The sequence below is a fragment of the Desulfobacteraceae bacterium genome (genome assembly GCA_022340425.1).
Classification (GTDB): domain Bacteria; phylum Desulfobacterota; class Desulfobacteria; order Desulfobacterales; family JAABRJ01; genus JAABRJ01.
The window spans coordinates 1-15202 of the sequence record JAJDNY010000063.1; the positions used below are offsets into that span (position 1 = coordinate 1).

Here is a 15202-nt window from a genome sequence, read left to right on the forward strand (position 1 = left end):
CACAGGTATGCCGACCCAGCTCGAGGCGGTGGCGGCCCCATGAAAGAAGGTGGGATTTCACGGATCAGGCCTGGGCTTGCCCGGTTTCCGCCCCAGGCGGCGGCTCCTGCGGGGTCTCCGCCGCGTCCGGGGCCTCGGGAAGGCTGAAATCCGGCCGCAGGGAATGAATCAGCTCATCCAATTCACGCCCCAGAACGGTTTCTTTTTCCAGTAGCAGCGCCGCGAGTTTGTGTAAAACCTCGATGTTTTCCTCCAGCACCCCTTTGGCGCGGTTGTAGCTTTCCTTGATGATGCGGGTGATTTCCTGGTCGATCTTGCGGGCGGTCTCCTCGGAGTAGTCGCGGTGCTGGGAGATTTCCCGGCCGAGAAAGATCTGCTCTTCGCCCTGGTCGTAAGACAGCGGGCCGAGATCCGCACTCATCCCCCAGGCCCGAACCATCTTCTGGGCCAGACCGGTGGCCTGCTTGATATCGTTTGAGGCGCCGGTGCTGATCCGGCCGAACACCAGTTCCTCGGCCACGCGGCCGCCGAAGGCCACCGCCAGGTCGCTTTCCAGCTGATCCTTGTACTTGAAGTCGCGCTCCTCGGGGAGAAACCAGGTGACGCCGGCCGCGCGGCCGCGGGGGATGATGGTGATCTTGTTGACCGCGTCGGTGCCCGGCAGGAAGCGGGCCACCAGGGCGTGGCCGCCCTCGTGGTAGGCCGTGGTTTTGCGGTCCTCCTCCCGGATCACCTTGGACTTGCGCTCCAGGCCCATGTAGACCTTGTCCTTGGCGTCTTCGAAATCGGTCATCTCCAGGCGCTCCTTGCCGCGCTTGGCCGCCAGCAGGGCGGCTTCGTTGACCAGGTTTTCCAGGTCGGCGCCCGAGAAACCGGGGGTCCCTTTGGCCAGCATGAGGGCATCGACATCCGGTGCCACCGGGGTGCGGCGCATGTGGACCTTCAAAATGGCCTCCCGACCTTTGATGTCCGGCAGGGAGACCACGACCTGGCGGTCGAAGCGGCCCGGCCGCTGCAGGGCCGGATCCAGCACGTCCGGGCGGTTGGTGGCCGAAATCAGAATGACCCCCTCGTTGGATTCGAAACCGTCCATCTCCACCAGCAACTGGTTCAGGGTCTGCTCGCGCTCGTCGTGGCCGCCGCCGAGCCCGGCGCCGCGGTGGCGGCCAACGGCGTCGATCTCGTCGATGAAAATGATGCAGGGGGCATTTTTTTTGCCCTGCACGAACAGATCGCGCACCCGCGAGGCGCCTACGCCCACGAACATTTCCACGAAATCCGAACCGCTGATGCTGAAGAAGGGGACCCCCGCCTCGCCGGCGATGGCCCTTGCCAGGAGGGTCTTGCCGGTCCCCGGCGGACCCATCAGCAGCACCCCTTTGGGGATGCGACCGCCCAGGCGGGTGAACTTTTTGGGGTCCCGCAGGAATTCGACGATTTCCCCCAGCTCCTCCTTGGCCTCGTCGATGCCGGCCACATCCTCGAAGGTAACTTTGGTTTGTTGATCCGACATCAGGCGCGCTTTGCTTTTTCCGAACGAAAGGGCCTTGCCGCCGCCGGACTGCATCTGGCGCATGAAGAAAATCCATACCCCAATCAGCACGATCATCGGAAACCAGGAAATCAGAACCGACATGTACCAGGGCGATTCGGCCGGTGGCTTGGCCTTGATCATGACGCCTTTGGCCCGCAGCGTTTTGATCAGTTCGGCATCCTGCGGGGCGAACACCTTGAACCGGTTGCGGTTGCTGTCGGTTATGAGAAGCTCCTGGCCCTGGATGACGACCTCAGCGATTTTTCCGTTTTCCACCATGCTCAAGAACTCGGTGTAGCTGAGGCTGTTTTCGGCAAGATGCTGCTGGTTGAAGAGGTTGAAGAGCATGATCATCATCAGCGTGATTACCAGCCACAACGCCAGATTTTTGTAGAACGGATTCAACTGAAGTCACCTCCTGAGGCTGTCGGATCGAAGGGCTGCACCCGCCCGAGCACTCCCATCGATGGAAAGGGGCGCCGCATTCCCGGCGTGAAATATTTTGTTTGGGGTCCGGACCCCGCAGGCGTAAAGCCCGTATCAGGGCACGAATGATTCGAAAGTAAGTACGAAGCGGCCTTAAGCAAGCAGCAGCTCCCCCCGGAGCACCCGTCGCGTTTCGGGAGTCAGCCGGGCGCTGTGGTCCATGCGCAGACCGGCCACCCAGATAATTTTCCCGCCGCTGAGAAGCAGTGGATAGCGTCTCCTGAGCGCGCGCGGTATCCCCTGATTGCTGAAGAACCGGCGAACTTTTTGGCGGCCTGTCATGCCAAGCGGGCTGAAGCGGTCGCCCGGCCGCAAGTTTCTGACGGTCAAGGGAAAGGTCACTGCATCCATATCAAAAAACGCGACAAACTGTCCAGCATTGCGGGTGGCCGGGACTTCTTGCACGCCGATGGGGCGAAATTCCAGCCGCCCCCTGATTTCGGGCAGTGTGAGCGAGACGGTTTCGGAAACCGGAGCGGGGATCGGGTAGCAAAACGCTTGGGCGGGGGTCGGGTTCAGCGCCGGCTTCAGGCCCCGCAGAGGCTGTTGCGCCAGCGACACCACCAGGCGGTCGGGGTAGCGCAGGATGCGGATCCGGTCGGGCAGGTCGAGGCTGCCATGACGGGTACTGCCGCCGGCCAGTGCCAGGGCCGCTTCGATATGGCCATAGGCGATGCGCCGCAGGTTGCCTTTGACCATTTCCAGGGACCTGCGAAGCACCCGGCGCTGGGCGGCTGGATGGAGGGCGCCGAGGGCGGCCACCGAAAGCGTCAGGGAAGTGGCGGATCGTTCCAGGCAGGCGGCTGCCAGCAGGGGCCCGGTCAGGCTTTCGAGCCAGTCGTCTTCAGCGCTGGTAAGCCGGGCAAAGCGGGCCAGGGCGTCCCGGATGCGGGGGTTGTATTCTCGGGCCAGGGCCGGTAGAAGTTCATGTCGGACCCGGTTGCGCAGAAACACGCGGTCCTGGTTGGTGGCGTCCTGAACCCATGTCAGGCCGTTTGCCCTCAGGTAAGCGTGAATTTCCTCCCTGCCAAGGTCGATCAGCGGGCGTACGATCCGGTTTTCGCGGACGGGCGGGATTCCGCCGGCCCCCCGGGCACCGCTGCCCCGAATGAGGAACATGAGTGCCAACTCCGCGTTGTCATCCTGCTGATGGCCCACGGCGATTTTGTGGAAACGATGCTGGTCGGCAATTTGTGATAGAAAATGGTAGCGCGCCTGGCGCGAGGCCTCTTCCAGGCATAGCCCGAGCTGCCGCTTGAGACTCCGAATATCCGCGGCGCCCATGAAAAACGGCAACTGCCAGCGGCGGGCCAGGTCGGCGACAAACTCGGCATCCCGGTCGGCGGCCTCTCCCCGCAGGCCATGATGGAGGTGGGCGACCCCCAGGTGCAGGGAGTACTCCGGTGCCAGGCTCAGAAGGGCGTGGAGCAGGCAGACGGAATCGGCCCCGCCGGAAACCGCCGCCAGCACCCGATCATCGGCCTCAAAGAGGCCTTGGCTGTGGATGGTGTGGCTGACCTTTTGCAAAGCCCTTCGGCTCAACCCGCCCGGCGAAAGTTTCATGGATCAGCGCGGACCCCTTTTTTCCCGGCCTGCCGCCCATGCCGGCGGGCGCTGAAGCCCGCACGGTCTGACTGCCGGCGATTTCAGCCCCGAGCGCCTTGGGGGTTCCGTCGCTTGCGCGGCCCCCATTTGGGTGCCCGGGCCGTTGGGGTTTTGCGGCAATCTCAACTGATAGCCTCTGCGAGGGATTTAGGCCAATGATTCTCAATAATATCAAAAACTACGATACTGATGAAGAGAAGTCAACCCAAAAGCCCCGCCGAGAGGGCCGAGAACCCGGGCGAGCGTCCGGAGGGAAGCCGGGCGTTTTCTCCTTGAAAAAGTCCCTTTGGCCGACTATTATACAAAAGGTTGTGCTAGGTGGGGCGCTAGCGGTGCCCTGTACCCGAAATCCGCTTTACGCGGGGCTGAATTCCCTTATGAAGGGTTGCAGCCGGAATTTAGGGCTCAGCCTGATCGGCCGCCACGCAACAGACGGTTACGAACCTCGTCAGGTCCGGAAGGAAGCAGCGATAAGTAATGCGGTCTGTGTCGTGGATCGATCCCGGTCACGGCGATGGTCCTTGTTTTCCGGAAACGATTCGACAGAGGGTGCACAACCGCTTCCCAAATCCCCCCCGTGTGGATCATTTTGCCCTCCCCTGGTCCCTTCCTTTAAAGTCCTGCGCGATGTTTTTTTGTCTCTCCGACAAGCGCTTTTCCCTACAATTTCAGCCTCAAAAACGGCTCCTCAGGACGGCTTGACATCACTTTCTGGGGTCTTATTATGTGCCAACTTGAAACCGAGCAGATTATCTAAAGGATTGATCTGGCCAAAGATTCACGTAGTTTACCTGGTTGGCGATCCACGAAATGTTTTGGGGCTCGGCCGGTTCGCATTTTTCCGTTTTCTGAAATCTGCTGAATGACGGACTCAATTTAAGGAGAACTTGGCTTCTGATGACCGAAAAAGACAAAATTCGGAAATACGAAAAGACGGCTGAAGTCACCGCTGAAGAGCCACAGCAGGAGGTGCCGGCCGATCTTCAGGACGAAGCGCCCCCGGAAGGCGGTGGTGAGACTTCCCAAGAGGACGCGGTTGCGCAACTCGAGAAAAAACTCGAAGCTGCCCAACAAGAGGCGCAGGCCAGCTATGATCGGCTGTTGAGAACAACGGCGGAATTTGAAAACTACAAAAAGCGGTCAGCCCGTGAATTGCAGGATTTTCGCAAATTCGCCAACGAGACGCTCCTCAGGGAGCTGCTTCCGGTGGTGGACAACCTCGAGCTGGCCGTCAAGTCGGCGCGCGAGGAGGGCAATGGTCAAGAGTCTCTCGTTGACGGCATCGACCTCACCCTGAAAGAGATCCTGCGGGTTCTCAACAAATTCGGGGTTCAGGCGGTTGAGGCGCTCAACCAGCCTTTCGACCCGGCTTTTCATCAGGCGGTGGTCGGCGAAGAGTCCGATAAGCACCCCAAAAATACCGTTATCCAAGAGTTGCAAAAGGGGTACACCCTCCATGACCGGCTGCTTCGGCCATCGATGGTGGTTGTGGCCAAACCAAGGGCCGAAGGCGAACCCGGGCAACCCGACGAAAATGCATAGGCTGACGCCATTGAAGCGATTACACTTTGTCATGATTCATTTTTAAGGAGGCATTCAAATGGGTAAGGTTATCGGAATTGACTTGGGAACGACAAACTCTTGCGTGGCGGTCATGGAGGGTGGGGATGCGAAGGTGATCACCAATCCCGAAGGGGGCCGCACAACGCCTTCGGTGGTGGCCATCACCGAGAGCGGTGAGCGTTTGGTGGGGCAGATCGCCAAACGTCAGGCGATCACAAACCCTGAAAACACCGTTTTTGCCGTCAAGCGTCTCATCGGCCGCAAGTTCAGCTCACCCCAGGTGCAGAGCGACATCAAGGTGCTGCCCTACAAAATCGAACAGGCCCCCAACGGGGATGTGCGCATCAACATTCGCGGTCAGCAGCACAGTCCGGCCCAGATCTCTTCCTACATACTGGCCAACATCAAGCACACCGCCGAACAGTACTTCGGGGAAAAGGTGACCGATGCGGTGATCACCGTTCCGGCCTACTTTGACGACAGCCAGCGTCAGGCCACTAAAGACGCCGGTAAAATCGCCGGATTGAACGTCCTGCGGATCATCAACGAACCGACGGCGGCCTCGCTGGCCTACGGCTTGGACAAACGCAAGGAAGAAACCATCGCGGTCTTTGACCTTGGCGGCGGCACCTTCGATATTTCGGTTTTGGAGATCGGTGATGGCGTCTTCGAGGTCAAGGCCACCAACGGGGATACCCATCTGGGCGGTGAGGATTTCGACCTGCGCCTGATCGACTACCTATCCGACGAATTCCGCAAGGACCAGGGAATCGACCTGCGCAAGGACAAGATGGCGCTGCAGCGTCTCAAGGAAGCCGCCGAGAAGGCCAAGATGGAGCTGTCCACCTCGGTTGAAACCGAAGTCAACCTGCCGTTCATCACCGCAGACGCCAGCGGCCCCAAGCACCTCAACATCAAGCTGACTCGCGCCAAGCTGGAGTCCCTGGTTTCGGATCTGCTGGACAAACTGGAAAATCCGTGTCTGGTCGCCCTGAAAGATGCCGGCCTGAGTCCCAAGGACATCAAGGAGGTCATTCTGGTGGGGGGCATGACCCGCATGCCGGCGGTCCAGGAGCGGGTCAAAAAGCTGTTCGGCAAGGAGCCCCACAAGGGGGTCAACCCGGACGAGGTGGTGGCCATGGGGGCGGCCATTCAGGGCGGTGTGCTCAAGGGCGACGTCAAGGATGTGCTGCTCCTGGACGTTACGCCCCTTTCGCTGGGCATCGAAACCCTGGGCGGGGTGATGACCAAGCTGATCGAAAAGAACACCACCATTCCCACCAAGAAGAGCCAGGTTTTCAGCACGGCCGCGGACAGTCAACCGGCGGTATCGATTCACGTGCTGCAGGGTGAGCGTGAAATGGCGGCCGGCAACAAGACCCTCGGGCGGTTTGAACTGGTGGGGATACCGCCGGCGCCCCGCGGTGTGCCCCAGATCGAGGTGACCTTCGACATCGACGCCAACGGCATCGTCAACGTGTCCGCCAAGGACCTGGCCACCGCCAAAGAGCAATCCATCCAGATCACGGCCTCAAGCGGCCTGTCCAAAGATGAGATCGACCGGCTGGTGAAAGACGCCGAACTGCACGCCGAGGAGGATCACAAGCGCAAGGAGTTGGTGGAGGCCCGCAACCATGCCGATGCCCTGATCTACTCCACCGAAAAGTCCATCAAGGATCTGGGTGCCAAGGTCGACGACGCCACCAAGGCCAAGGTCGAGGAAGCGATCGCGGCCCTCAAAAAGGGCATGGAGGGCGATGACATCAACGAGATCAAGCGTCTCAGCGAAGAGTTGACCCAGACATCGCACAAACTCGCCGAGGCCATGTACCAGCAGGCCTCCAAGGGGGAAGGCGCGGCCGGTCCGGGCCCGGGCGCGGAAGCCGGTACGGGCGGCCCTTCGGCCGGCGCCGATGACGACGTGGTCGATGCCGACTTTGAGGAGGTTCACGAGGACGAGAAGTAAACCCGGCCCAAGCCCCGTCAACCGAACCCGCAACCCCCACACCCGCCACCGTCACGTTCCAACGGGCGGCGGCTGTTGTGGGGGTTTTTTATGCCGGCGGGGTGGGCTACAGACGAAAGCTTTCGGCCATACCGGCATACTGTTTGCGCAGCTTGGGCTTTTCGATCTTGCCGGTGGGGTTGCGCGGAACGTCGCCGAAGATAACCTGCCGGGGGCGTTTGTAGCGCGGCAGGGTTTCGCAGAAAACCATGACCGCTTCGCGCGTGAGGGACCTTCCGGGCTTGAGCTGGATGATGGCGGCAGCGATTTCCCCCAGCCGCAGGCTGGGCAGGCCGATGACCGCCACATCCTGGATGGCCGGGTGGGTCTGGAGAAAATCCTCAATCTCCACCGGATAGATGTTTTCGCCGCCGGTGATGATCACGTCCTTTTTGCGGTCCACCAGCCAGATAAAGCCATCTTCATCCTGGCGCGCCACATCGCCGGTGAGCAGCCAGCCGTCCACCAGCACCTGGGCGGTGGCTTCGGGGTTGCCGAAATAGGCCTTCATCACACCGGGGCCCTTGACCATCAACTCCCCCGGCTGGCCTGGCGGCACCGGCGCCTGGCGGTCATCCACGATCCGGTATTCCCAGTCGAAGCCGGGGCGCCCGATGGCCCCCACCTTGTGCATGTTTTCGATCCCCAGATGGACGCAGCCCGGGCCGGTGGTTTCCGTCAGGCCGTAGTTGGTGTCGTACTGATGGTGGGGGAAGATGCGCTGCCATTCCTTGATCAGGCTGGGCGGCACGGGCTGGGCGCCGATGTGCATCAGGCGCCACTGGTCCAGCTGGAAGTCCCTGAGTTTGATGTCTCCGCTTTCGATGGCAAACAGAATATCCAGCGCCCAGGGGACCAGCAGCCAGACCACCGTCACCTTTTCCTCGGAGATCGCCTCGAGGATCCAGCGGGGTTCGATGCCCCGCAGGATGACCGCCCGGGCGCCGACGATGAAGTTGCCGAACCAGTGCATTTTGGCGCCGGTGTGATAAAGCGGCGGGATGCACAGGAAATTATCCTCGTGGGTCTGGCGGTGGTGGCAGTTTTCCTGGATGCAGGCGAACTCCAGGTTGCGGTGGGTCAGCAGGGTCGCCTTGGGGGTGCCGGTGGTGCCGGAGGTGAAGTAGAGGGCGGCTTCGTCGGTGATCTCGATGGGAACCCGCGGGTCGTCGGGCTCATGGGCCGCCAACAGGCCGGTGCCGGATTCGGCCCAGGCCGGCCGTAGGCTTTCGGGGCCGATGAAAATATAGAACTCCAGGGAAAACCCCGGATCGTTGCGAAGGGTTTGCAGGCGTTCGATGAACTCCGGGCCGAAAATGATCCCCCTTGCGCCGGCTGTTCGGGTGCAGCGGCCGATGGTCTTGGCCACGAAACGAAAGTTGAGCGGAACCGCCCAGGCGCCGGTGCGCAGGATGCCGAAATAAACCGGCAGCCATTCCAGGCTGTTCATCATCAGCTGCACCACCCGGTCGCCTTTTCCGATGCCCTTGGCCATCAGGGCCCGGGCCAGCCGATTGGCCTGGGCATCAAATGCGCCCCAGGTGATCTCGCGGCGCACACCGTTGGCCGGGTGGCGCTCCACCAAAGCGGTTTCGGTGGCGTACATACGAGCGTTGCGGGCCAGAATTTCGGTGATCAGCATGGCGGTTTCCGGCTGCCTCAAGCGGCGCTGACAATTCCACTATTTTCCCAAATACCGGGAACCTCATAACGGAAAAACCGATGGCGGTCAAGCAAGGGAAAGTCACAGGGGAGGGGCGAAAGGGGATGCGGACCGCCGCCGGGCACCCCCTTCAGGGAGCCCGGCAACGGTTCTTGTGGGGGGCGGAAGATGTCAGTCGCCGCTATACATGCCGCCACAGCCCTGACCGCGACCCTTCCCGTGGCCGCCCCACTTTCTGCCGCCCCAGTCGCCGCAAGCGGGATTGATGGCCTTGATCTTCAGCAGGTGATCGATGCGCTGCTGCCCCAGTTGGGAGTAAAGTTCTGAAAGCTCTTTCTGGAGCGCTCTGGCCGCCTCGGGGTCCGGCGTTTTCTTGGCCATTTCGCTTTTCAGCGCCAGACGCTTACGGTAGAGCTCGCGCCTGAGCTCGTCGGTGGCATCAAAGAAGGCTTGGCGCTCGCTTTCGATTTTGGCGCGATCCTCTTCGCTCAGGTTCTGCAGGCAGGCGGGGCCGTCGCCGGCGCCCCTGTGCCACCCGCGGCCGTAGCTTCCGGGGCCTTGGTTGTCGCCGCCGGCGGCAAACACCGTCGCGGCCATGGCGGCCACAAGGGCGACCGCCAGGAAAAAAATGGGTTGTTGACGTTTGATGTGCATGGTCTGTCCTCCTGGGTTCGGGAATAAGGGGTTACGAATTGGTTGGTATCCTCTGAGCCCTCCAGCAAGGTGTGTGCCGATTGTCTCCCCAGGGCCCCGCAAAAGTCAAATCGGTTGAATTTCAAGGCGAAAAATGATGGTGGCCTCTTGGGCCGAACCTGTGGTAGTTTGTGTTCCCAGCGCCAATCGGATACTTTGTACCCGCTTCGGGTGGGGACTGGATAAAAAGTACCCAGTCCCCCTTGGGTTGCCGCTGGCCGCAGGTGTGTTCGGCCGCTGGGTGAAAACGGTTTTTCAGCCCGGCGCTATTGGCGGCAGCCGGCAGGTCAACCTGGAAGCGGTGGGCGTGGGGACGTGATTTTCGGCCGTGGGTCACGGGGCCCACATTCTTGGCATTTCCCTTGCCTTCCCGGTCGGCATGCGAAATATGTTTCCGTTTTTAAAAGACGGCCGCTTCCAACGATTACTGCCCTGGGGTCTGCTGGCGGTGGCGGCGGTGGGGCTGAGCGCAATTTTTGCCCTGACCATCTGGCACAACGTCCAGCGCCAGAAGGACAGCAGCCTGCGGCTGCTGTTGGAGAAGGGTGCAGCCTTGATCCGCTCGTTTGAGGCCGGTACCCGGGCAGGGATGGGCGGGCAGCGCCGCCAGGAGTTCAAGCTGCAGCGCTTGTTGACGGAAACCGCGATGCAGCCGGACATCGTTTATCTGATCGTAACGGCGGCCGACGGCCGGGTGCTGGCCCACAGCGAGCTGGCACAGGTCGGCAGCCGCCACGGCGACGAGCTTGACCTGCCGGCCATGGCGGGGGCGGAAATGCTGCACTGGCGGCGCCTCGCTCTGCCCGACGGCGCTGAAGTCTTTGAAGTCTTCCGACGCTTTGTCCCCAGCGCTCCCCCCATGGGGCGCCGCGGCATGCGGGGCATGCACCCACATGACGGCGCGGATCACGGCGCACCTCCGGGCGATGAGGACCTTGACGCCCCGCGGTTCATCTTCGTCGGGCTGGACTTCGGGCCGGTGACGGTCGTGGAGCGCGCCGAGGTGCGCAACGCGGTGCTGACCGGTGCCGGGCTTTTGATGACGGGGGTGGGCGGCCTCGTGCTGGTTTTTTTGGGCCTGCGCTACAGCCAGGCCAGAACCAGCCTGTCCCGGATTCAGGCCTTTTCCGACAAGCTGGTGGCCAGCATGCCGCTGGGGCTGCTGGCCATGGACGAGCGCCAAACCGTGACCGCGTTCAACCCCGTGGCGGCCGCCCTTCTGGGGCTGCCCCTCGCCGATTGGGCAGACCGGTCGATAGGGGCGGCACTGCCGCCCGCCCTGCAAGCGGTTCTCAAGCGCCTTGAAGAAGAGGGCCCCGTTGTGGAAAGCGAGGTGTCCCTTTCCCCCCAAGACGGTGCGACCCGCTCTCTGGCGGTGACGGGCGCCATGTTGAAAGATGAAGCCGGGCGGCCCGCGGGCAGTCTGCTGCTTTTCAAGGACCTGACCGATCTCAGCATTCTGCGCCGGGAGCTCGAGCGCCATCGCCGCCTGGCTGCCGTGGGCCGCCTGGCGGCCGGGGTGGCCCACGAAATCCGCAACCCGCTCAGTTCCATCAAGGGCTTTGCGACCTATTTCCGCGACCGCTGCGCGGCGGTCCCCGAGGACGACAAGATTGCCCGGATCATGATCCAGGAGGTGGAGCGTCTCAACCGGGTGGTCAGCCGTATGTTGGATTTTGCCCGGCCGGTGAAGGTGTCACGCAAACCGGTGGATCTGCGCGCGTTTCTCGGGGATTCTTTGAAACTGGTGGAGCGCCAGGCCCAGGCCGGGGGGATCGCACTGCGTCTGGACTGCCCCGAATCGGTGGGAACCGTCTTGCTGGATCCCGACCGGATCAGTCAGGTGCTGTTGAATCTTTACCTCAATGCCGTGGAGGGGATGGCCGAAGGGGGCCGGCTGGCGGTCAGCGCCGGTTGGTCAGAGGACCGCCGGGCAGTGAAGATCAGCGTCGCGGATACCGGTGCGGGCATCGAAGCGGCCCATCTGCCCCAGGTGTTCGACCCCTTTTTCACCACCAAGGGCTCCGGCACCGGCCTTGGGCTGGCCATCGCCCACAATATCATCGAGGCCCACGGCGGCGAGATCCGGGTCGCGAGCCGCCCCGGTCGGGGGACCTGCATGTCCCTCGAGCTGCCCCAGAAAAGAGCATGTCAAGATGGCAAACTGCCCGGGTAACATTCTGGTCGTCGATGACGACATGGCCCACCGCACCATGCTGGTCACCCTTCTGGGCGGCTGGGGCTACGCCACCGCCGAGGCCGATGACGGGGCGCTGGCGGTCAGCGCGGTCGCCGAAACCCCCTATGATCTGGTGCTGATGGATGTGCGGATGGTGAAAATGTCGGGAATCCAGGCCCTGGAGAAGCTCAAAACCGTCAACCCGGCCGTACCGGTGATCATCATGACCGCCTATTCCTCGGTGGAATCCGCGGTGGAGGCCCTTAAGAAAGGCGCCTATGACTATCTCACCAAACCGCTTGATTTCGACACCCTGCGCCTGACCCTGGAGCGTGCCCTGGAGCACGTGCGGCTGAAAGGCGAAAACCGCCGCCTGCGCGAAAAGCTCGGCCAGCGCTTCGACCGGGGTCGGATCATCGGCCGCAGCCCGGTCATGCTGAACCTGCTGGAGACCGTCGAGCGGGTAGCGGGATCGGAGGCCACCGTTCTCCTCTGGGGCGAATCGGGGACGGGCAAGGAATTGATCGCTGGCGCCATTCACCACAACAGCCCCCGGCGCCGCAGCCCCTTCGTGCGCATCAACTGCGCCGCGATTCCCGAAACCTTGTTCGAGTCCGAGGTCTTCGGGCACGAAAAGGGGGCCTTTACCGGCGCCGAGCGCCGCAAGGAGGGGTTTTTCGCCCAGGCCGACGGGGGGACGCTTTTTCTGGACGAGGTCAGCGAGCTGCCGCTGACGATGCAGGTCAAGCTGCTGCGGGCCCTTCAGGAGCGGGAGTTCAGACGGGTGGGCGGCGAGGAGTTGATCAAGGTCGACGTGCGCGTCATCGCGGCCACCAACCAGGGCCTGCTCGAGAGGGTCCGGAGCGGCCGTTTCCGGGAGGACCTCTTCTACCGGCTCAATGTGGTCAGCCTGACGGTCCCGCCGTTGCGCGACCGGCGCGAGGATATCGCGCTGCTGGTGAACCATTTTCTGGAGCAGTTTTCCGCTAAGAACGAAAAGGATATCAAGGGCTTAACTCCCCGGGCAATGGGCCTGGCGATGAAGTACGGCTGGCCGGGCAACGTGCGCGAGCTGATGAATGCCGTCGAAAGGGGTGTGGTGCTGGCGCGCGGGGCCTATTTGGAAGCCGAAGACCTTCAGCTGCCCCCCTCGGCAGCCGCTGCAGCGGGCCCGGCGCCGTCGCTGGAGGCCGAGCTGCCACTTGACCAGGTTGAAAAGGCGACTATTTTAAGGACGCTCGCGGCGGTTGGCAACAACAAGAGCGAAGCCGCGCGCCGGTTGGGGATCACCCGCAAAACCCTTCGCAAGAAGCTCAAAGTCTACGGCGTGATGCCCTGAGCGCTTTCAGACCACTATCCCCCTGAAAGAGAGGACCCCTCCATGAGCTCACCTGCAGCGCACGTGGTTCAGTGTCCGGCATGTGGTGCCAAAAACAAGATTCCGGCCGAAAAGGCCGGCCAGGCCGCCCGTTGCGGCCGCTGCAAGGCCTCGCTGGCGGCAGCCGGCACCGAAACCGGCGGTGTGGTGATCCGCTGCAGCCACTGCCGCACCAAAAACCGGTTGCCCCCCCGGGCGTCGGGCGGGGGGCGTTGCGGCAAATGCGGCACCGCCCTGGCCACCAGCGGGGTGTTTGACGGGCGGCCGCTGGAGGTCAGCGACGGGGATTTCGATGGCCAGGTGATGCACTCGCCGCTGCCGGTGCTGGTGGAGGTGTACGCGCCCTGGTGCGGCCCCTGCCAGATGGTGGCCCCCGTCATGGACGAACTGGCCGCCGGCTGGCGCGGCCGCGGGCGTGTGTGCAAGCTCAATATGGACGCCAACCCCGCTACCGCGGCGCGTTTCCAGGTGCGCAGCGTGCCCTCGTTTCTGATCTTCGACAACGGCCAGCTCAAGGAAAACCTGGTGGGGGCGCTGCCCAAGCAGCATCTGATCCAAAAAATGACCCCCTACTTTTACTAGTTGCTCGCGCTGAAAGGAACAGGGCGCTTTGATGACAAGAGAGAACGCGGTCGCGCGGCTGGCGGCGGAGATCATGCGGGTTTTGGATGAAGGCTTCGATCTCGGTTCGGAGGCCTGGCACTTCATCCAATCGACGTTTCCCGATAAGTCGGCGGCCGAATTGGCGGAGTTGATGGCCGCGGGTGAGGACCTCGAAGCCGGCCCTCTGATGGAGCTGCTCTTTTTTCCGGACGAAGATCTGCAGGTCCGCCTGGAGGGGCTGCTGTCGTCGTTGGCGCTGCAGCCCCGGGAGCAAGGGGTGCTGGTCGCGCTCCTGGCGGATTATGGGCCCGTCGCCCGGATCACCTGCGCGGGGTGGGGAGCCGAGGCTGTCCGCTTTGCCATGCCCGCCGAAGCGCTGCCGCTTTTTGTGGAGCGCCTGAAGATCGGCCATCGGCTGGCAGCGCCGGTTGTGGAGGCCATCACCCGGCGGGTGGCCGCAGCCGATGGCGACCGCCTGCGGGTCAAACTGCGCAACGCCCGCATCCCCTTTTCGCCGGCGCAGGTCGCCTTCATCTGTGAGCTGTTGGCACGGCTTCCCAAGGGAGACCGGGACCTCCTGGAAATCGCGGATTTTGTCTTGACCCTGATGGATGAGCTGCACCCCGATGGAGACATTCAGGGGGGCCTGCTGGCGAAAAAAAAATTCTACTTTCAAAATTTGCAGCGGGCCCGCCAGATGGCTGCCATGGTCCACGGCCGCAACATGGAAACCCTGATGCTCCAGGGGGTTCGCATGCCCTATGTCGACCAAAACGATGCGCTTCGCAAGATGCACTTGATCGATCGGATCTGTATTGCGCTTTTGGGCCGCAGCGTGTATTTCGAACGGGTCTGCGGCAGTTCTCAGGAGGCGGTTTTTGTGGATGGAAGCGACATCGCCCTGCTGAACCGGCTCCTGCTTTAATGGCCTTCGGCGGCCATGGCCGCCCCAAAAATTCGCGCCCGCAGAAATTCATCCACGTCAAACCCTGATACCAAGCGAGAGAGCAGATGAGGTTTTCACCCCTGAAAGTGATCATGGGCTTGCTGCTGGGACTGGCCGCGACGACGGCGGCCTTCGCCGCCGAGGCGGTCGGTACGGCGCCGGCAGCCGGCCAGGAGGCGCTGCTGCAGCGGGTAATCGAAGGGATCGAGCAGCGCTACGCCGTCCCCGGTTTCAGCGCCGATTTCACCCAGTCCTCGACCATCAAGGCCCTGGATCTGACCGACACGGCCTCGGGGCGCGCGATGTTCATGCATCCCGCCAAGATGCGCTGGGAGTACGATCAACCGGAGAAGAAGATCTACATCTCCGACGGCACCACCCTGTGGGTCCACAGCCCGGATCAAAACCAGGTGATGGTGGGGCGCGCACCGGAGTTTTTCAAGGGCGGCCAGGGGGCCAGCTTTCTGTCGGACATCCAGAGCTTGCGCAAGCAGTTCGTGATCGCCCTCGCCCCCCAGCAGACCAAAGGCACCCATACCCTCAAGCT

11 protein-coding genes and 1 other RNA gene are annotated in these 15202 nt (G+C 62.5%); 8 read left to right on the forward strand and 4 right to left on the reverse strand.

All coding sequences use genetic code 11. The features are described 5' to 3' along the window. Positions 1-64: 64 nt before the first annotated feature. Positions 65-1939: an ATP-dependent zinc metalloprotease FtsH gene (ftsH, locus tag LJE63_06110; protein ID MCG6906183.1), complete on the reverse strand. Its 1875-nt coding sequence runs from the start codon at positions 1937-1939 to the stop codon at positions 65-67. A 174-nt stretch (positions 1940-2113) separates the two neighbouring features. Next, complete coding sequence (tilS, locus tag LJE63_06115) at positions 2114-3583, reverse strand: tRNA lysidine(34) synthetase TilS (protein ID MCG6906184.1); 1470 nt, start codon at positions 3581-3583, stop codon at positions 2114-2116. Positions 3584-3934: 351 nt separating this feature from the next. Between tilS and ffs the strand changes: the two genes are divergently transcribed. The 3 genes from ffs to dnaK all read left to right on the forward strand — a co-directional run bounded on the left by ffs (position 3935) and on the right by dnaK (position 7154). Beyond that, positions 3935-4182: signal recognition particle sRNA large type (gene ffs / locus LJE63_06120), an RNA gene on the forward strand. A gap of 340 nt (positions 4183-4522) precedes the next feature. After that, positions 4523-5167 carry a nucleotide exchange factor GrpE gene (gene grpE / locus LJE63_06125; GenBank protein MCG6906185.1) on the forward strand — a complete coding sequence of 215 codons (645 nt, stop codon included), beginning with the start codon at positions 4523-4525 and terminating at the stop codon, positions 5165-5167. A gap of 58 nt (positions 5168-5225) precedes the next feature. Further along, positions 5226-7154: a molecular chaperone DnaK gene (dnaK, locus tag LJE63_06130; GenBank protein MCG6906186.1), complete on the forward strand. Its 1929-nt coding sequence runs from the start codon at positions 5226-5228 to the stop codon at positions 7152-7154. 106 nt (positions 7155-7260) lie between these two features. Here dnaK and LJE63_06135 read toward each other — a convergent pair whose 3' ends face one another. Both LJE63_06135 and LJE63_06140 read right to left on the reverse strand, forming a co-directional pair. Then, the gene (locus tag LJE63_06135; GenBank protein MCG6906187.1) at positions 7261-8835 is read right to left on the reverse strand and encodes an AMP-binding protein; all 1575 of its coding nucleotides are present in this window, start codon (positions 8833-8835) and stop codon (positions 7261-7263) included. 192 nt (positions 8836-9027) lie between these two features. After that, entirely contained in the window at positions 9028-9510 is a 483-nt protein-coding gene (locus LJE63_06140; protein ID MCG6906188.1) for a periplasmic heavy metal sensor, read from the reverse strand. A gap of 427 nt (positions 9511-9937) precedes the next feature. On the opposite strand from LJE63_06140, the gene LJE63_06145 reads away from it, so the two are divergent. The 5 genes from LJE63_06145 to LJE63_06165 form a co-directional block, all read left to right on the forward strand. Then, complete coding sequence (locus tag LJE63_06145) at positions 9938-11725, forward strand: PAS domain-containing protein (GenBank protein MCG6906189.1); 1788 nt, start codon at positions 9938-9940, stop codon at positions 11723-11725. Further along, entirely contained in the window at positions 11706-13067 is a 1362-nt protein-coding gene (locus LJE63_06150) for a sigma-54 dependent transcriptional regulator (protein ID MCG6906190.1), read from the forward strand. The genes LJE63_06145 and LJE63_06150 overlap by 20 nt, the downstream gene beginning before the upstream one ends. A 42-nt stretch (positions 13068-13109) precedes the next feature. After that, complete coding sequence (locus tag LJE63_06155; protein MCG6906191.1) at positions 13110-13688, forward strand: thiol reductase thioredoxin; 579 nt, start codon at positions 13110-13112, stop codon at positions 13686-13688. A gap of 31 nt (positions 13689-13719) precedes the next feature. Beyond that, the gene (locus tag LJE63_06160) at positions 13720-14634 is read left to right on the forward strand and encodes a hypothetical protein (protein ID MCG6906192.1); all 915 of its coding nucleotides are present in this window, start codon (positions 13720-13722) and stop codon (positions 14632-14634) included. Between the two features lie 86 nt (positions 14635-14720). Beyond that, the coding region (locus tag LJE63_06165) for an outer membrane lipoprotein carrier protein LolA (protein MCG6906193.1) at positions 14721-15202 on the forward strand (482 nt) is incomplete at its 3' end.